Annotated in this window: 12 protein-coding genes; 3 read left to right on the forward strand and 9 right to left on the reverse strand. The window is 70.3% G+C overall.

Features of this window, described 5'->3' with window-relative positions:
• From L687_RS32120 to L687_RS32150, 7 genes are all read right to left on the reverse strand, one after another.
• The gene (locus L687_RS32120; protein ID WP_231494457.1) at positions 1-1,389 is read right to left on the reverse strand and encodes an amino acid permease; all 1,389 of its coding nucleotides are present in this window, start codon (positions 1,387-1,389) and stop codon (positions 1-3) included.
• Between the two features lie 11 nt (positions 1,390-1,400).
• Entirely contained in the window at positions 1,401-2,492 is a 1,092-nt protein-coding gene (hisC, locus tag L687_RS32125; protein WP_036331598.1) for a histidinol-phosphate transaminase, read from the reverse strand.
• Between the two features lie 167 nt (positions 2,493-2,659).
• A complete protein-coding gene (locus L687_RS32130) occupies positions 2,660-3,403 on the reverse strand; it encodes a formylglycine-generating enzyme family protein (RefSeq protein ID WP_021199917.1) in 744 nt (247 codons plus the stop codon).
• Between the two features lie 68 nt (positions 3,404-3,471).
• Positions 3,472-5,274 carry a thioredoxin domain-containing protein gene (locus tag L687_RS32135; protein WP_021199918.1) on the reverse strand — a complete coding sequence of 601 codons (1,803 nt, stop codon included), beginning with the start codon at positions 5,272-5,274 and terminating at the stop codon, positions 3,472-3,474.
• A gap of 33 nt (positions 5,275-5,307) precedes the next feature.
• The gene (gene msuE, locus L687_RS32140) at positions 5,308-5,877 is read right to left on the reverse strand and encodes an FMN reductase (RefSeq protein WP_029259601.1); all 570 of its coding nucleotides are present in this window, start codon (positions 5,875-5,877) and stop codon (positions 5,308-5,310) included.
• A gap of 90 nt (positions 5,878-5,967) precedes the next feature.
• Positions 5,968-6,804 (reverse strand): aldo/keto reductase, encoded by an 837-nt coding sequence (locus L687_RS32145; RefSeq protein ID WP_021199920.1) that lies wholly within the window; start codon positions 6,802-6,804, stop codon positions 5,968-5,970.
• Positions 6,805-6,858: 54 nt separating this feature from the next.
• Positions 6,859-7,467, reverse strand: a complete 609-nt coding sequence (locus L687_RS32150) for a TetR/AcrR family transcriptional regulator (RefSeq protein ID WP_021199921.1) — start codon at positions 7,465-7,467, stop codon at positions 6,859-6,861.
• A 150-nt stretch (positions 7,468-7,617) separates the two neighbouring features.
• Between L687_RS32150 and L687_RS32155 the strand changes: the two genes are divergently transcribed.
• Positions 7,618-8,403, forward strand: a complete 786-nt coding sequence (locus L687_RS32155) for an SDR family NAD(P)-dependent oxidoreductase (protein ID WP_021199922.1) — start codon at positions 7,618-7,620, stop codon at positions 8,401-8,403.
• 57 nt (positions 8,404-8,460) lie between these two features.
• On the opposite strand, the gene L687_RS32160 is transcribed toward L687_RS32155, so the two are convergent.
• Positions 8,461-11,670, reverse strand: a complete 3,210-nt coding sequence (locus tag L687_RS32160; protein WP_021199923.1) for a LamG-like jellyroll fold domain-containing protein — start codon at positions 11,668-11,670, stop codon at positions 8,461-8,463.
• A gap of 311 nt (positions 11,671-11,981) precedes the next feature.
• Positions 11,982-13,184, reverse strand: coding sequence for a heparan-alpha-glucosaminide N-acetyltransferase domain-containing protein (locus L687_RS32165; RefSeq protein WP_021199924.1), 1,203 nt, complete (start codon positions 13,182-13,184; stop codon positions 11,982-11,984).
• 63 nt (positions 13,185-13,247) lie between these two features.
• Between L687_RS32165 and hrpA the strand changes: the two genes are divergently transcribed.
• Together hrpA and L687_RS32175 are read left to right on the forward strand one after the other, a co-directional pair.
• Entirely contained in the window at positions 13,248-17,198 is a 3,951-nt protein-coding gene (gene hrpA, locus L687_RS32170; protein WP_021199925.1) for an ATP-dependent RNA helicase HrpA, read from the forward strand.
• Between the two features lie 38 nt (positions 17,199-17,236).
• Positions 17,237-18,181, forward strand: coding sequence for a quinone oxidoreductase family protein (locus L687_RS32175; protein WP_021199926.1), 945 nt, complete (start codon positions 17,237-17,239; stop codon positions 18,179-18,181).
• The last annotated feature ends 3 nt before the right edge of the window (positions 18,182-18,184 follow it).

Here is an 18,184-nt window from a genome sequence, read left to right on the forward strand (position 1 = left end):
CTACTCCCGTGGGACGCCGGGCCGGGCCACGCTCCTGGTCGCCCGGGCGACGAGGAGGAGGACGGCGGTGAGACCCAGCGTGAGCAGCAGCTGGATGCGCGCGGCCTCATCGATCATCGCGAGGGCGATCACCGCGGCGAGCAGCACCAGGCACAGCCACGACAGCCAGGGGAAGCCCCACATGCGCATCGGCATCGCCTCGCCGGCACGATCCGCGCGACGGCGGAGGATGATCTGCGCCACCGCGGTGGCGGTCCAGATCACGAGCAGCGTCGAGCCGACCACGTTGAGCAGGGCGGGCAGCACCACGTCAGGGAAGGCCCAGTTGAGCCCGACCGTGACGAACCCGAACGCCACGGAGGCCAGCACGGCGACGAACGGCACGCCCTTGAGGCTCGTGCGGGTCGCGGCCAGCGGGGCGAGCCCGCGCTCCCCCAGCGAATACGCCATGCGCGAGGCGCCGTAGATGTTGGCGTTCATGGCCGACAGCAGCGCGATGATCACGATGAGGTCCATCACCAGACCGACGCCGGGCACGTTCAGCGTCTCGAGCACCGCCGAGAAGGGCCCCGCCTTCACGGCGGGGTCGTTCCAGGGCAGCACAGCCACGATCACGAAGATCGATCCGACGTAGAAGACGAGGATGCGCACGAGCACCTCCCGCACGATGCGGCGGATGTTGTGCGCGGGATCGTTCGACTCCGCGGCGGCGATCGCGACGACCTCGGTACCTCCGAACGCGAAGACGACGATCAGCAGGGCGCCGGCGATCCCGGCGATGCCGTTCGGTGCGAAGCCGCCGTTGTCGACCAGGTTCGCGATGCCGGTCGCCGGCACACCGGGGATCAGCCCGACGATCGCGCACACCCCCACCACGAGGAAGGCGATGATCGCCGCGACCTTGATCGCCGCGAACCAGAACTCGAAGCGGCCGTAGTTGCGCACCCCGAACAGATTCACCGCGGTGAGCGCGACGACGAAGATCAGCACCCACACCCAGGCCGGGATGCCCGGTGTCCAGTTGGCCACGATCGCACCGGCACCGGTCGCCTCCGCGGCGATCACCACGACCAGCTGGATCCAGTAGAGCCAGCCGACCGCGCTGCCGGCGCTGCGTCCCATCGCCTTCTGGGCATATGAGCTGAAAGCCCCCGAGCTGGGCCGGGCGGCGACCATCTCGGCCAGCATCGCCATCACGAGCACGACGATGCCGCCCGCGACCAGGTACGACACCAGCACGGCGGGCCCCGCGATGCTGATCGCCTGACCTGATCCGACGAACAGCCCGGCGCCGATCGCACCGCCCAGCCCCATCATCGAGATCTGGCGGCGGGTCAGGCCCGGGTGCAGACCCTTGGTGGTCGTGGTGGTCGGGGGGATCTCGGTCATGCGGTCATCGGTCATGCGCCGACCTCCACACGCTCAGCGGCACCGCGTTCCCGGGCGGCGCCTGCGAGCGCGGCCTCCACCCGGTCGATGTCCTCCACAGAGCCCGAGGAGATGCGGATGCCCTCCCCGGCGAAGGCGCGCGCGATCACGCCGCCCGCCTGCAGCAGGTGCTCGAGCTCCGCGGTGCGGTCGGCGGACGGCACCCACACGAAGTTCGCCTGGGACCGGACGGCGGGCCATCCGGCCGCCACGAGCACGGCATGGAGCCGGTCGCGCTGCACGACGACCTCGTCGATGCGTGTCGCGAGCTCGTCCTCGGCGTCCAGCGAGGCGAGCGCCGCGGTCTGCGCGAGGTCGGTCACGCCGAACGGCACGGCGACCTTGCGCTGGTTCTCGGCGACGGCGGCCGGGGCGATCGCATAGCCGATGCGCAGGCCCGCGAGGCCGTAGGCCTTGGAGAACGTGTGCAGCACCGCCACATGCGGGTGCCGCCGGAACAGCTCGATGCCGGCACCTCGACTCTCGGTGCGATCGAAGTGCACATAGGCCTCGTCGATCACCACGAGCACGTCGTGCGGCACCGCGGCGACGAAGCGCTCGAGCTCGTCGGCGCCGACCACGGTGCCCGTCGGGTTGTTCGGGTTGCACACGAAGATCAGGCGGGTGCGCGGGGTGATCGCCGCGAGCATCGCGTCGAGGTCGTGTCCGTGGTCTGCGTCGAGCGGCACCGGGACGGGCGTGGCACCCGCGATGCGAACCAGGGACGGGTACGCCTCGAACGACCGCCACGCGAAGACCACCTCGTCACCATCGCCGGCGACCGCGTGGATGAGCTGAGCGGCGATCTCGACCGACCCCGCACCGACCGTGACCTCCGACGGATCGACGCCGTAGCGGTCGGCCAGCCGTTCGCGCAGGGCGGCAGCGCTCATGTCCGGGTAGCGGTGGATGCCGTCGAGGCGGTCGCGCACGGCCGCGACGACCGAGGGCAGCGGCGGATGCGGGGACTCGTTCGAGGAGAGCTTCGAAGCACCGGCCGGGGCGGAGCGCCCCTGACGGTACGCGGGAACGGCGTCGAGTCCGGCGCGGGTGGGGAGGGGCATCGTCAGAGCGTCCTTGCTGTGATCCATGGGCGGCCCCCGAGCGGCACCGCCTGCTGTCGCGCAACAGTAGAACGGATCGCATCCACTGGGCAATCGGCGCACCGGAAGCTGCGCATCTCGCGCAACCGACCGCCACTCCTGGGGCGACGGTTAGTCAGATTGCACAGTCACGCTGTCGCGATCGCGGACGCCGCAAGCCGGAGCCCGATGCCCACAGCGACGAGGTCCTCCTCGTACGCCCCGTGTCGGCGGGCGCAGCGGGCCAGATCCACGTCGTGGCGGAACGCTCCGCCGCGTGTGATGTGCGGGTCGGCCGCCCAGTCCTCGACGGCAGGGACGTCATCGGGCGCGCCCGGATACGGCGCGTACAGGGTCGAGGTCCACTCGTCGACGTTGCCCGCCATGTCGAGCACCCCGAACGGACTGGCGCCCTCGGGGAACGCACCGACGGGTGTGGTGGTGCCGAGTCCCAGATCGAACAGGTTCGCCCGGCCCGTGACGTACTCGTCACCCCACGGGAACTCGCGGGTGTCGTCGCCGCGCGCCGCCCGCTCCCACTCGTCTTCGGTCGGCAGGCGGGCGTCCACGCCGAGCTGCGAGCCGATCCATGCGGCGTAGGCGGTGGCCTCGTGCCACGAGACCCCGATCACCGGATGCTCGTCGATCCCGGAGATGGCGCGGGCGCCGGTCGCCTCCGCGTACGCCGCCCACTGCGCGACCGTCACCGGGGTGCGGGCGAGTCGGAACGCCGGGACGGCGACCGGCGTGCGCGGCGTCTCCTTCCGATACCAGGCGGGCGGAACACCGGTCGCGGCATACCGGACGGTGAGGGCATCGATCTGATCGAGCGGCGTTCCCCGCTGCAGTGTCCCCGCCGGGATGTCGACCCACTCGATGTGCTGCACGGTCATGCCCGTTCCTCCCTCGAAACCGGTTCGTTCCCAGCGTAGGAGCCCCCGGCGGGAGCGCGGGCCGACCGTCAGCGCCCGACCGACACCTCGGCGGGATCGCTCACCGGCAGTCGGCACACGAACGCCCGGCAGTCGTAGGCGCGTTCCGTCGTCGCATCCTTGCCCTGGAACAGGGCGAATCCCGCATCCGCGAACGATCGCGCCTGCTCGGCGCTGACCACGGCGACCACCTCGGCGTCCGCACCCCTCCCCGCCACGGCCAGGGCGCTGCCACGTGCCTCGGTGACCACGACGAGCTGGCGAGGTGGAACGGCGAGTCCTGCGGCCACCCGCAGCAGCGTGCCGTGGGCGAACGGCTGCTCCCGAGAGCGCTCGGCGAGCGCGCTCACCGTCGAGACGGCCGCTTCGCGATATCGCTCCCCCGCCCCCAGCCACCAGGCCGTCAGGGCTGCAGCGGCGACGGCCGCCGCGTCTGAGGGCAGGTCGCCATCGGTCTGATCAGGCGACGTCGCGATGCCCTGGGCCGACAGGAGCGGGTCGTCACCGGCCGCCCCCTCGAGAGCCTCGTCGAGGACGACGCGCGCCTCGACCGCCCACCCCGCGTCGCCCGTCGCCAGGGCGAGCGCGAACAGACCGTCGGCGAGCAGCCCGAGGTCGGCGGCGGTCGCGACCGCGGCGGATGCCCGCCCGTCGAGGGAAGCACGCACCAGGGCACCGTCGGCATCCCGGTTGATCCGCAGCACCTGTTCCGCCGCGGAGGTGGCCGCGTCGATCCAGCCCTGCTCCCCGAAGGCCGCCCCCGCCCGGGCGAGGGCGCCGATCGCGAGTCCGTTCCAACCGGTGATCACCTTCCCGTCGACCGCCGGCACCTCCAGACCCGCGCGGTCGGCGAGGGCGCGGAGGTAGTAGCCACCCTCGTTGCGCACGCCGTCGATCGTCGACTCTGAGTCCTGCGCCGCGCCGAATCCCCCGCCGTCGCGCTGGAGCACGTCGATCAGGAAGGAGGCGATGCCCCGCACGGTCTGCTCGTCTCCCGCGTCGCGCGCGATCTCGAGCAGCTGCGCGTTGTCGGTCAGCATCCGCTCGTAGTGCGGCACGGTCCAGTCACGCTGTGTCGCATAACGGAAGAATCCTCCATCGGCGTCGCGCAGGTCCGAACCCGCCATCGCAGCGAGCGCGCGTGCCGTCGCGGCAGCCGCCTCGGGAGCGCCTTCTCTCACGAGCGGATGCTGCAGGAATCGCAGTGTCGTGGCGACCGGGAACTTGGGCGCGCCGCCGAAGCCGCCGAACTGCCGATCCTCGCGCTGCGCGATGGACGCGGCCGCCGCGGCGATCGCGACCATGTCCGGCAGGTCGGATGGTGTGGATTCCGCCGCCCGGGCGAGCGCGTCGGTCACGGCATCCGCCGACTCCTCCGCCTGCGCACGACGCAGCGTCCACGCCTCCCGCACCGCCGCGAGCACGTCGCGGAATGCCGGCAGCGGCGGCCGGGCTTCCGGTGGCCAGTAGGTGCCGGCATAGAAGGTGCGCCCACGCGGTGTGGCGAACACGGTGAGCGGCCAGCCGAGGTTCTGCGTGAAGGCGGAGGCCGCGGCCATGTAGGCGCCGTCCACCTGCGGGTGCTCCTCACGGTCGACTTTGACGGCCACGAACCCGTCGTTGATGAGCGCGGCGGTGGCCGGGTCGGCGAACGACTCCCGAGCCATCACATGGCACCAGTGGCAGGTCGAGTAGCCGATCGAGATCAGGAGCGGCACATCCCGCCGCCGCGCCTCGTCGAATGCCTCCTCGCCCCACGGGTACCAGTCGACGGGGTTGTCGGCGTGCGCGCGGAGATACGGGCTGAGAGTGTCGGCGAGCCGATTGGTCATGCCTTCACGCTACGCCGCGCGGAGGGGGTGCGGTCAGCCGACGAGCAGCTCGATCGGACGCGATGCCGCGTACCCCACCAGCGGAAGGGCGCGCTCGGCAGCCAACGCGATGCGGGCCTCGAGCACCTCGGAGGCGATCTCGTAGCCGTCGAAGTCGGTGTTGCTCGCGTAGACGCCGAGCGGAAGGGTGAGCGCCTGGAAGAACGCGAACAGCGGACGCAGCTGGTGCTCGATGATCAGCGCGTGCTTCTCGCCGCCACCGGTCGCGGCGAGCAGCACCGGCTTGCCCACCAGGTCGTACTGGCCGACGAAATCGAACAGGTGCTTGAAGAGCCCCGTGAACGACGCCCGGTAGACGGGGCTGCCCACGATCAGCAGGTCGGCCGATTCGATCGCCTGCAACTGCGCCTCGACCTCCGGCGGCAGCTGATCGCGCTGCAGCGCGCCGGCCAGTCCCGGACCGATCTGCGTCAGTTCGATGAGCTGCGACTCGACCTCGGCGCGCTCGGCGATGGCGGCCGTGATCGCGCGGACGAGGGCGGTCGTCTTGCTGGGCTCGTGGAGGGATCCCGACACGGCGACGACACGGAACGGAGCTGTCATGCCTCGACGGTACTCACGACGACGCCCCGTGTCGCGCGATGCGACACGGGGCGTCATGTGAGCCCGAGGCTCCGTCCCACGGGAGCGGGGTCAGTTGACCTCGTCCGGGTGCGAGCCGACGCGGCCGGAGCCGTCGAGCGGGTCGAGGGCGTCGATCGCCGCGATCTCGGCGTCGGTCAGTTCGAAGCCGAAGACGTCGAGGTTCTCACGCAGCCGCTCGGCGCGCACCGACTTCGGGAACACGATGATGCCCTTCTGCAGGTGCCAGCGGAGCACCGCCTGTGCCGGGGTGACGCCGTGCGCTGCGGCGGCATCTGCCACCGCAGGGATGCCGAAGAGGTCGTACTTGCCCTGGCCGAGAGGACCCCACGCCTCGATGCGGACGCCGTTCGCGTCGGCCCAGGCGACCTCTTCGCGGCGCTGGTACGCCGGGTGCAGCTCGATCTGGTTCACGGCCGGGATGACGCCGGTCTCCTTGACCGTGCGCTCCAGGTGCGGGACTAGGAAGTTCGAGACGCCGATGCTGCGGGTGAGACCCGCCTCGCGGAGCTCGATGAGCTTCGCGAACGCGTGCACATAGTCGTCCTTGGCCGGGGTCGGCCAGTGCACGAGGTAGAGGTCGACCTCGTCGAGTCCGAGCTTCTCGAGGCTCTCGCCGATGGCGGCGCGCGGTTCGTCGTCGTGGTGACGGTCGTTCCAGAGCTTCGTCGTGACGAACAGCTCGTCGCGCGGGATGCCGGAGGCGGCGATGGCGGCGCCGACGCCCTCTTCGTTGCCGTAGATGGCGGCGGTGTCGATGTGGCGGTAGCCGATCTCGAGCGCCTCGCTCACCGCCCGCTCGGTCTCTGCCGGCGGCACCTTGAAGACGCCGTAGCCGAGCTGCGGGATGGAGTTGCCGTCGTTCAGTTCGAGTGCAGGAATCGTCATGCCTCCAGCCTATGACCTGTGATGACAGGTCGGACCGGCCGGTGACGAAAGAAGTCAGTCGAGCCCGTCGAGCCCCTGCGACATGGCCTGGAAGGCCTCGACAGCGCGCTCCGCGGGACGAGCACCGTCGGGATCCGCCGCCCACTGCTCGAGACCGACGCGGATGGAGGCCGTCGCGACAGCGGCGAGCAGAGCCGCATCCCACACCGCGATCCCCCGCTCCCGGAGGATCGCTCGCAGTCGACGCTCGGAGTCGTCGTTGACGCGCAGCCAGACATCGCGCATCGCCGTGTCGTCGTCGAGGCCCCGGAGCACGCCGAGCATCGTGTCGAGTTCGAGCCCGTCGGATGACCGCTCCCCTGACCCGTCCTCGGCGAGCTGGGCGTGGATCACGGCGGGGATCCGCTCCCGCAGCGAAAGCTCCCCCACCTGCGCGAATGCCTCCTGCCAGCGCTGGGCGCCGACGCTGAGGATGGGCGTGATCGCGTCTTCCTTCCGGGCGAAGTACCGGTAGAACGTACGCACCGAGACACCCGCGCGCGCCGCGATCTGCTCGGCGGTGACCCCCGCCACGCTCTGCTCGGCGAACAGCGCGGCGGCGGCGGCCGCGATGTCCCGCTCGGTCGCGGCCCGGCGGCGTTCGGTGAGGGTCGAGGTCTCCACCGTCACAGCGTACGGGAATAGGCGAACGCCGCGGCAGGTTGGGTCTATGTGGCACGTTCTGCCATACAGGCATAGTCTGCCTACAACGGAACGTCGCCTCGCGACACCATCACCGCATCCACCACGACATTCACCACGAAAGGGAAGATCATGAACCGCTACGAAGGACGTCGGGCGCTCGTCACCGGCGGAGGGTCGGGCATCGGTCAGGCCACCGTGCTGCGCATGCTCCGCGAAGGCGGCAGCGTCGTCGCCGCCGACGTCAGCACCGCGGGTCTCGAAGACACGGTCGCCCAGGCCGGCGCACTCGCCGAACGCCTCACGACCGTCACGATGAACATCGCCGACGAAGCCTCCGTGGCTGCCGGCGTCGCCGAGGCCGTCGCTGCTCTGGGCGGACTCGACGTGCTCGTGAACGCCGCCGGAATCCTGCGCTCCTCGCACACCCACGAGACGACGCTCGACCAGTTCGAGCAGGTCATCCGGATCAACCTGGTCGGCACGTTCCTCGTGATCCGCGCGGCGATCCCCGCACTGCTCGAAGGCTCGTCGTCCGCCGTGGTGAACTTCAGCTCGACCTCAGCCGGCTTCGCGCACCCCTACATGGCGGCCTACGCGGCCAGCAAGGGCGGCGTGCAGTCGATGACCCACGCACTCGCCGCCGAATACGCGAAGAGCGGGATCCGCTTCACCGCGGTGCAGCCCGGGTCGATCTCGTCCGGCATGACCGACGGATCCGGCCAGAGCAACCAGAGCAACGGTCCGGGCCTGCCCGCCGACGCCGACATGAGCCTGTTCATGAAGCTCGCGCCCGCGATCGGTCAGGGTTTCGCCGGACCGGAGTCGGTCGCCGGCGTCGTGGCGATGCTCGCGAGCGAGGACGGAGCGTTCATCACCGGCACCGAGGTGCGCATCGACGGCGGCACGCACTTCTGAGAGGACCCGGTGGGGGCACCCGATCCGGTGCCCCCACCCGCGCACTCGTTCCTGAGCTCACTCGCCCGAGCGGATGGCCTTGACCTCGTGCACCCGCACGATGTTCGTGCCGGTCGCGCTGCCGGCCCGATACGAGAACACCGACGGCGATCCCTCGCCCTGGAGCGTCGACGTCGCATCCGTCGCGGACACCTGCCACGCCGTCGGCTCGGGCTGGCCGTCGGCCCACACCTTGGCGCGGATGGTCGTCGACGGTGAACCCGACGTCTCCGTCGACAGGTGGAACATCGTCCCGGCACTCCAGGTCAGACCGGGGACCGCCGCGCTGGCGATCGCCGTCCCGTTGCGCTGGATCACCACCCAGACCGCCCCATCGGCGCGATGCCAGGCCAGGGCTCGGAACCCGCTGTCGCCGGCGCGACGAGAACCCGCACCGACGTACGCCGTGCCGGACTCCGGACCGGCCGAGAGCGTGTAGGACATCGTCGTGGCGGAATCCCGCACCGATGCATCGTCCAGCAGCATCTCGCGCGTCTGCCCTGCGGCGAGGTCGATCACCCCGGCACCCTCTGCCACGGAGAGCGCGGTCGACTTGCCCTGCATCGGCGTCCACAGACCACCGACATCAGCGGTGCCCCAGCCGGAATCGACCGCACGATCGAACCCGTCCGATGCCACGACGACATCGGCGACGACGGGGGCCGTGACCACGACCTGCTTCTCGCTCGATGCCGACAGTCCACGACTGTCCGTCACCGTCACGCGCACCGTGTAGGTCCCCGCTGCAGCGTATTCGTGCGTCGCGGTCGCGCCCGTGGCCGTCGAACCATCGCCGAAGTCCCAGGCGTAAGCACCAATCGATGCTCCGCCGTCCGCGGACGAGCCCGACGCGTCGACCGCCACGCTCAGATCGGTCGACTGCGCCGTGAATGCCGCCGTCGGAGCCTTCATGCCCTTCCCCAGCTGGAAGTGCGACCGCACCTGATCCGCGTTCAACGCGAACGGGTACACCGCGGCCTCGTCCAGCGCACCCTTGAAGTAGTTCGACGAGGGAGCCGACGGCCAGCCCGCGAGGGCATCGCCGCCGATGCGGAGGTAGGCGGAGTCGGTCCTGGACGTCGTCACCGCGGGATCCGAGGCGACGAGCTCACCGTCGACGTAGAGTTTCATCCCCTCCGCGTTCTGCGAGACGACCGCGTGATGCCACGTTCCGTCGTTCAGCGCCTTGTCCCCTGCCACCGTGGCGCGCGTCTGACCGGCGAAGACGCCGAAGGTCAGAGTGCCGCTGTTCGTCATGTAGAGCTGTCGGTCGACGGTCGCGGAGCTTCCCGTCTTGGCGGCTCCGGAGCCGATGAGCATGCCGCCGGTCTTCGTGGTCGTCTGGAACCAGATCTCCGAGGAGAAATCCTTCGACACCGCCGCCTTGGCGTCGGACGAGACCCGGCCGGTCGTGGTGCCGTTGAAGGCGGTCGACCCCGTGCCGCTGTTCTCGATGCCGGCCGACGAGACCGTGGCGCCCGACCCGTTCACCGGGGTGTTAGCGCCCGCCCAATCCTTCGAGATGTTTCCCATCGGGTAGTACAGCGAGGGACCGTCCGCGAGGACCTTGGCCGTGTATGCAGAGACGGTCCCCGCGTTCGCCTTCGCGTTCACACTCGCACTGGTGGCGGTGTTCCCGGCGGCGTCCTTCGCGACCACGGTGTAGCTCTGCGTTGCGCCCGACGTCGCCGTCGGGTCATCGAGCGTGACCGTCGCGCGCTTCCACCAGGTGCCGTCCGCAGTCGTGCTCGCCACAGGTTCAGCGGTTCCGGCTCGGTACAGCTCGTAGGTGAGGGTCAGGTCATCCCGATCCCAGTTCGTCTGGATCGTCACGCGAGCGCGCCCGGGGACGGGCGATGTGCCCGCCGTGGGCTTCCAGTCCGCAGCGGCGACACGGGGACCGTCCTTGGCGCCGCCAGGCGGGTTCGTGGAGAACCGGACCAGTCCCTCGAACTGACCGCCGTTGACGGATCGGAACTCGCCGCCGATCGAGATCATGTCGCCCGCGCCCGTGATGGACAGGCCCGCCTGGCCGAGTCCGGTGGTGGTGCCCACCGACCAGTCCGGTGCCCACTGGTAGGGCGACGGCGCAGGGGTTCCTGCCCAGTTGGCGTACCCCGAGTAGGTGTTCGCGGAGAGGGTGCCGCGCGCATCGGCCGTGTACGCCTCGGCGTACTGGTAGACCGCCGGGTTCTTCTGCGGCTGCAGGCCCATCGTGTTACAGGAGTGCATGTGGCTCGTCGTGTAGACGACCTTGCCGGTCGAGTACACGCCGTAGTGATCACCGTGGCAATCCGCGATCCAGCGCACCGCTCCTGTTCCCGCCTCTGCGGCGAACGTGCCCTCGAGGTTGCCCCCGCCGGCCCAGCTCCACCCGGTGCCGTAGACCGAGTTCGCGTCGGTGGCGAGGGCGAAGATACCGGAGTTGCTGCTGCTCCCGCTGTTCTTCACGACCTGGGAGATGCCCCAGGAGGTGTCCGCTGCACCGGTGGATTTGTCCACAGCGGCCGAGCCACGGAGACTGCTGCCGTTGACCGTCGAGAAGCGACCTCCGACGATGACGTTCGTGCCGGCCGGATCCATCACCAGGGCATCGACCTGGCGGTCGGCCTGGGGAGCCCAGCTCAGCAGCGCACCGTTCTTCTGGTCGAAGGCGGCGAGGTTCTTCCGGGCGACGCCGTTGGCCTGAGTGAACAGACCCCCGAGGTAGATGTTCGATCCGTCGGTGGTGATCGCGTACACGCCACTGCCACCGATCGACGGCGCGAACTGCGGGACCAGCTCGCCGGTCTTCGCATCGAGCGCCGCGAAGTTCCACCGGTCCTTGCCGTTCACACTGTTGAAGGATCCGCCGATGTAGATGCGCGTGCCGTCGGGCGATGCCGCGACGGCCTTGATCACGCCGTTGACCTTCGGGGCGAACGACGACAGCGCGCCGGAGACGATGTCGTACGCCAGCACATTCGAGCGTGCGGTGAGGGCCGTGCCGGGCGCGGCCTTCGGCTCACGCGCGTTGTCGAACTTGCCGACCGCGTACACGGTGGTACCGATCGTGGTCTGCGCCCACACGTATCCGTTGTCGATCTGGACGGTCGGAATCGGATCCGACGTCACCACGTTCTCATCGCGCTGCAGCTGCGGAGGCGTCGTCGGCGGCACGTCGGCTGCAGCAGCCGCCGTCGCTCCCACACCGGACAGACCCGCGATCAGCAGGCCGGCCGTCAGCATTGATGCGACGGCACCGCGTGCCCGTCGCCCGAAACTCGTGTTCCCCACCGTGACTCCCCAGTCGATGCCGTTCCGAACGCGCAGGCGTCATCCCCCGCGCACTCGACGACATCGAGACGGCGAATGGATCGCCGCAACGCGGTGGTGTGAACTCCCCAGTTCGAAACTCCCCAGTCCGACCCGAGATCGGGGTCGGTCGCGAACGCCAGAAAGCGTCGCCGTTCCACGCTAGCACATCGTCTTCTCGGCCCTCGTCGTGGTCGGCGACGTGGTCGGCCCTATGGTCGGCGACGTGGTCGGCATCGACGGAGTCAGCTCCGGGGCACCGACGCCATCGCCGTCGCTCTCCGACCGACCAGGCGTTCGAGCGGTCCGCGGCCGAAGAACATCGACCAGAGCGTGGTCAGCAGGAGCAGAGCGATCGCAGTCGCGGCCCAGAACGTGTTGCTGGTGAAGAACGACCCCGGTCCACCGACCAGCATGATCGAGAGCACATGCGCACTGTATGCCGAGAGCGGCATGGAACCGAGCGCACCCAGCGGGAGCAGCGCCCAGCGCAGAGGTGTGCTCAGCAGCAGGCACAGGGCGATGACGACGAGGGCGAACCCGCCGGACCCGAGGATCTCGGCCGTACCTCCACTGTGCGGGTCGACGGCGAAGACCGCCGTGAGCACGGCACGGAGCGGGTCGGTCTCGGCGAGCGCCTGCGGGTAGGCCTCCCACCCGGTGGGAGCCGTGCCCATGTCGACGAAGCCGGGGTCGACGATCGAGCTGCCCGATGAGACCTCCGTCCCCGATGAGCCGTTCCCGACGTCGCTGGCGAGACCGGCGGCGTGGCCGACCCCGCCCAGACCGTACCCGACCACCACGAGCGCGAATCCGACGCCGAGCGCGACCGCCGCGGTGCGCATCCGCTCGACGCGCAGGCGTCCGAGGGCCATGCCAGCCAGCACCAGTGACATCCAGACCGTGATGGGGTACGTGCCGTACAGCACGAACCCGATGCCGGAACCGTAGGGGTTCAGCATCACCGCGTTCAGGAACGCGAGCAGCGCCGGACCGAGGAGTGCGAGCACCGCCGCCCCCGTCAGCAGCTGCCAGGGCCTCCAGCGCAGGAACGGGATGACCGCGACGTAGAGCAGACCGTAGAGCGTGAGGATCACTGCGATCGGGGTGTTCAACATCTCGAGGGCCAGGCCGATCACGAAGATCACCGCGCCCCGGCCGATGAGGTTCAGGCGGATGCCGGGGATGCGCTCACGTTCGGGCAGCGCGCTGCGTCCCGTCATGAGGGCGATCGAGATGCCCGCGAGCACCGCGAACAGGATCGACGAGCGTCCATGCACCAGGTCGGTCCACGTCGACGGGTCGAACCAGTCGAACGGCTCGGTCTCGCCGATGTGCGCTCCGGCCATGCCGAGGATCGCCAGTCCTCGGGCGACGTCGAGCCCGAGGATGCGCGGAGGTCGTCCGAACTCGTGGAACCACCGGACGGGGTCGAGAGCAGTGATCACCCCCTGATCGTAGAGGCCGGCATCGGTGCGTGGATGACCGATCCCGGCATACGATGGAGGGCTATGTCTTCCCCCGTGATCTCCTATCCCCCGGAGCTGCCGGTCAGCGCCGCCAGGGCCGAGATCGCCGATGCCATCCGCGACCACCAGGTCGTGATCGTCGCGGGCGCGACCGGCTCGGGCAAGACCACCCAGCTGCCGAAGATCGCGCTCGAGCTCGGTCGGGAGCGCATCGCTCACACCCAGCCCCGTCGACTCGCCGCGCGCACGATCGCGGAGCGCGTCGCCGAAGAGCTCCAGGTCGAGCTGGGCACACTCGTCGGGTACAAGGTGCGCTTCACCGACAAGGTGTCCGACGCCACGCGCATCGCCCTGATGACCGACGGCATCCTGCTCAACGAGATCCACCGCGACCGGCTGCTCACGCGCTACGACACGATCATCATCGACGAGGCGCACGAGCGCTCCCTCAACGTCGACTTCCTGCTCGGCTACCTCGCCCGCATCCTCCCGGAGCGCCCCGACCTGAAGGTGATCATCACCTCGGCGACGATCGATCCGGAGAGCTTCGCGAAGCACTTCGCCGCGCCGGATGGCACCCCGGCGCCGATCATCGAGGTCTCCGGACGCACGTATCCGGTGGAGATCCGCTACCGCGGGCCGGTCGAGGATACGGACGAGCAGGACGCGCCGTCCGAGCCGGAGGACGAGGTCTCGGCGATCGTCACGGCCCTGCGCGAGCTCGACCGCGAAGCACCGGGCGATGTGCTCGTCTTCCTCCCCGGCGAGGCCGAGATCCGCGACGCCGCCGATGCCGTGCGCGGCGCCTACGCGAACGACCGCGCCCCCACCGAGGTGCTGCCCCTGTTCGGACGCCTCTCCGCCGCCGACCAGCATCGGGTGTTCGAGCGCAGCCGGGTGGCCGGTGTGCGCCGCCGGGTGATCCTCGCCACGAACGTCGCCGAGACCAGCCTCACGGTTCCCGGCATCAAGTACGTCATCGACACCGGCACCGCCCGCATCTCCCGGTACAGCAACCGCTCCAAGGTGCAGCGCCTGCCCATCGAGGCCGTCTCCCAGGCGTCGGCGAATCAGCGTTCCGGCCGTGCGGGCCGCACCAGCGACGGCATCGCGATCCGCCTCTACTCGGAGGAGGACTACGACAAGCGCCCGGAGTACACCGAGCCCGAGATCCTGCGCACCTCGCTGGCCTCGGTCATCCTGCAGATGCTGTCGCTCGGATTCGGCGACATCACGGCGTTCCCCTTCCTCACCCCGCCCGACTCGCGGGGCGTGAAGGCCGCGTTCGACCTGCTCACCGAGCTCGGCGCCGTCGAGGCATCGCGCCGCGACGGTACCCCGCACCTCACCCGCACGGGTCGCGACATCTCCCGCATGCCGATCGATCCGCGGTTCGCACGCATGCTGATCGAAGCAGGGAAGGCGGACTCCGGCGGCACCGTGACGCGTGACGTGCTCGCGATCGTCTCGGGCATGACCATCCAGGACGTGCGGGAGCGGCCGGAGGAGCGCCGGGACGAAGCCGACCGGATGCACGCGCGTTTCGTCGACCCGACCAGTGACTTCCTCACCCTGCTGAACCTCTGGAACCACCTGCGCGAGCAGCAGCGCGAGCTCGGCTCGAGCGCGTTCCGCCGCCTGTGCCGTTCCGAGCACCTCAACTACGTGCGGGTGCGCGAGTGGTTCGACGTGCATCGCCAGCTGCGCACGCTCGTGAAGACGCCCGACCGCCCCCGCGACGACCGGAGAGCGGGCGACGACGGCGGCACCAGCGATCCCGATGCCATCCACCGTGCACTGCTGTCGGGCCTGCTCTCGCAGATCGGCATCCTCGACGAGCGCACCGCCCCCGCAGGCAAGGCGCACTCCCCTGCGAAGGAACCGAAAGGCCGTCGCATCGCCGAGTACCGCGGGGCGCGCGGCATCCGCTTCTCGATCTTCCCCGGCTCCGGTCTGCGCAAGAAGAGTCCGCGTGCGGTGATCGCCGCCGAGATCGTCGAGACCTCCCGCACGTTCGCCCGCACGGTCGCCGCGATCGACCCCGCCTGGGCCGAGCCCCTCGCCGGCGACCTCGCCAAGCGTCAGGTCACCGAGCCGCACTGGTCGAAGGATGCCGGTGCTGCGGTCGCCTTCGAGAAGGTGACCCTGTTCGGCCTCGAGATCATCCCGCGTCGGCGCGTGCAGTTCGCCCGCATCGACCGCGCTGCCTCACGCGAGCTGTTCGTGCGGCACGCTCTCGTCGAGGGCGAGTGGGATCCGACACGGATCGACAAGCGGGTGAGCGCGTTCTGGCGCAGCAACGCCGAACTGCGCAAGCGCCTCGAGAAGCTCGAGGAGCGCGAGCGTCGCCGCGACATCCTCGCCGGCGACGAGGCCGTGTTCCGCTTCTACGACGAGCGCATCCCCGCCGAGGTGTTCGACGTGCGGTCGTTCGAGAGCTGGTGGCGAGAGGCCATGGCGACGACGCCGAAGCTGCTCGTGATGCGCGAGAGCGACCTGATCGACGACGAGGAGCGTGCGGATCAGCGCGAGTTCCCGACCCGGTGGACCCAGGGCGACCAGGTGCTCGGCCTCGCGTATCGGTTCGAGCCGGGCGCCGACGACGACGGCGTGAGCGTGGTCGTGCCGCTACCGCTCCTCGCGCAGATCGAGGACCGCGGCTTCGACTGGCAGGTTCCCGGCCTGCGTGCCGAACTGGTGACGGGCTTGCTGCGCGCGCTCCCCAAGGCGATCCGTCGCCACGTGGTCCCCGCCGCAGACTGGGCCGAGAAGTTCGGTGCCGAGCTCGTCGAGGAGGGGCCGGAGTCGCACGGCGGCCTGCCTCCGCGCACGCTCAAGGAGGCGCTCGCCCGCCGCATCCAGCCCCTCGCGAACCAGCTGGTCTCCGCCGCCGACTTCGACGACGAGCGCGTGCCCCCGCACCTGCGCATGAACTTCCGCGCCGTCGACGAACGCGGCAGGATCGTCGGCTCCGGACGCGACCTGCGGGCGCTGCAGACCCAGCTCTCGGACCGCGCCCGCAGCAGCGTCGCCCGCTCGATCGCAGCTCCTCCCCGCTCCGGGGGGACGGGAGCGAGACGCGGCACCGAACGCGGGGGGATCGAACGCATCGCGTCCGCGCCCCTCGAGCAGACCGGCCTCACGGCGTGGACGTTCGGAGAACTGCCCGAGGTGCTCGACACCCGCGTCGCCGGCGGCGTCGTGCGGGGGTACCCGGCCATCGTCGACCAGGGCAAGAGCGTGTCGGTGCGCGTCGAATCGACCCCGGATGCCGCGGCGGCCGCCACCCGCGACGGCGTGCTGCGCCTCGTTCTTCTGGGTGTGCCCTCGCCCTCCTCGTACGTGCAGGAGCACCTGACGAGCCAGGAGAAGCTCGCTCTCGCCGCCTCGCCCTATCCGTCGGCCGCCGCCCTCATCGAGGACTCGCGTGCGGCGGTCGCCCGCACAGTCATCGAAGGCATCGTGCCGGATGGCATCGTGCGCGACGAGGCGGGTTTCGCCCGCGTGCGCGACGCGGTCTCCGCCGTCCTCGTCGACGAACTGTTCGCCTGCGTCTCCCTGGTCGCACGCATCCTCACGAAGTCACGCGACGTGGAGCGCGGCATCAAGTCGCAGAACTCGCTCGCCCTCCTCGGCCCGCTGAACGACATCCGCACCCAGTTGAGCGGACTGCTGCACCCCGGGTTCGTCTCCACCGCCGGTGTCGACCGCCTCGCGCACTTCCCCCGGTACCTGGAGGGGATGCTCGACCGGTTGAAGACCCTGTCCAGCGAGCCCGGCAAGGACCGTGCACGCATGACCGAGTACGAGCGGATGGCGAAGGCCTTCGAAGACGCCGGTGGCACGATCCCGCTCGCGGCCGACGCCTCGCCGGCGCTCGTCGAGGCGCGCTGGCTGCTCGAGGAGTACCGCGTGAGCGTGTTCGCGCAGCGTCTGGGCACCGCGCAGCCGGTGTCGCCGCAGCGCATCATGAAGGTGCTGTCCGGGCGCTGATCCGTGACCGCTACTGTCGGCGCAGGTAGCCTGAATGCATGGCTCGCGCGATCGTGTACACCGAAATCGGCTCCCCCGCTGTCCTGCATCTGATCGAGATCCCCGACCCCGTGGCGGGCCGCGGCGAGGTCGTCGTCCGCATCGAGGCGGCGGGGGCGAACCCGATCGATGCGAAGCTGCGCGGCGGCAAGCGCCCGTCGCCGCCGATCACCGAACCGCGTCCGGTCGGCTTCGACGGTGCCGGTGTCGTCGAAGCGCTCGGCGAAGGCGTCGACGACTTCGCGGTCGGCGACCGGGTGGCGATCCGCGATGGGCACGGCACCTACGCGTCGGCGCTCGCCGTCCCGGCCGAGAACCTCGCAAAGCTCCCCGACTCCGTGACCACCGCAGAGGGCGCCGGCATCGGCATCCCCGCCGGAACCGCCTACCAGGCGCTGCGCTCGCTCGGGGTGACCGAGGGCGACGTGCTGCTCGTGCACGGCGGCTCCGGAGCCGTCGGGCAGGCAGCCGTGCAGTTCGCCGTCGCCTGGGGCGCGACCGTGATCGCGACCGGGAGCCCCGCCCGCCACGATCAGCTGCGCGAGCTGGGCGCGATCCCGGTGGCGTACGGCGACGGCCTGCTCGAGCGGGTCCGCGAGGCGGCTCCCTCCGCCGTCACAGTGGTACTCGACTGCGCGGGAACCGACGAGGCGATCGAGACCTCGCTCGCCCTGGTGTCCGACCGCGACCGCATCGCGACGATCGTGCGGGGGCCGGATGCCGCATCCTTCGGCATCCGTGCCTTCTCCGGTGGATCGCCGGTGCCGCTGACCGACCAGGAACTCGCCTGGCGTGCCGAGGCCCTCGCCGAGACGATCGCCCTCCTGGACACCGGCGACTTCACGATCGAGCTCGGACCGCAGCTGCCGCTCGCCGAAGCGGCGCAGGCCCATGAACTCATGGAATCCGGCGCCGCCTCGGGCAAGATCATCCTGCTCCCGTAGTCG

Origin of the sequence: Microbacterium maritypicum MF109, assembly GCF_000455825.1 — a bacterium.
Lineage (GTDB): Bacteria > Actinomycetota > Actinomycetes > Actinomycetales > Microbacteriaceae > Microbacterium > Microbacterium maritypicum_A.

What these genes read in the sequence shown, in the direction of transcription:
- L687_RS32120 (WP_231494457.1), bottom strand. Translation starts at nt 1,389, where the DNA reads ATGACCGAGATCCCCCCGACCACCACGACCACCAAGGGTCTGCACCCG.
- hisC (WP_036331598.1), bottom strand. Translation starts at nt 2,492, where the DNA reads ATGCCCCTCCCCACCCGCGCCGGACTCGACGCCGTTCCCGCGTACCGT.
- L687_RS32130 (WP_021199917.1), bottom strand. Translation starts at nt 3,403, where the DNA reads ATGACCGTGCAGCACATCGAGTGGGTCGACATCCCGGCGGGGACACTG.
- L687_RS32135 (WP_021199918.1), bottom strand. Translation starts at nt 5,274, where the DNA reads ATGACCAATCGGCTCGCCGACACTCTCAGCCCGTATCTCCGCGCGCAC.
- msuE (WP_029259601.1), bottom strand. Translation starts at nt 5,877, where the DNA reads ATGACAGCTCCGTTCCGTGTCGTCGCCGTGTCGGGATCCCTCCACGAG.
- L687_RS32145 (WP_021199920.1), bottom strand. Translation starts at nt 6,804, where the DNA reads ATGACGATTCCTGCACTCGAACTGAACGACGGCAACTCCATCCCGCAG.
- L687_RS32155 (WP_021199922.1), top strand. Translation starts at nt 7,618, where the DNA reads ATGAACCGCTACGAAGGACGTCGGGCGCTCGTCACCGGCGGAGGGTCG.
- L687_RS32160 (WP_021199923.1), bottom strand. Translation starts at nt 11,670, where the DNA reads ATGCTGACGGCCGGCCTGCTGATCGCGGGTCTGTCCGGTGTGGGAGCG.
- hrpA (WP_021199925.1), top strand. Translation starts at nt 13,248, where the DNA reads ATGTCTTCCCCCGTGATCTCCTATCCCCCGGAGCTGCCGGTCAGCGCC.
- L687_RS32175 (WP_021199926.1), top strand. Translation starts at nt 17,237, where the DNA reads ATGGCTCGCGCGATCGTGTACACCGAAATCGGCTCCCCCGCTGTCCTG.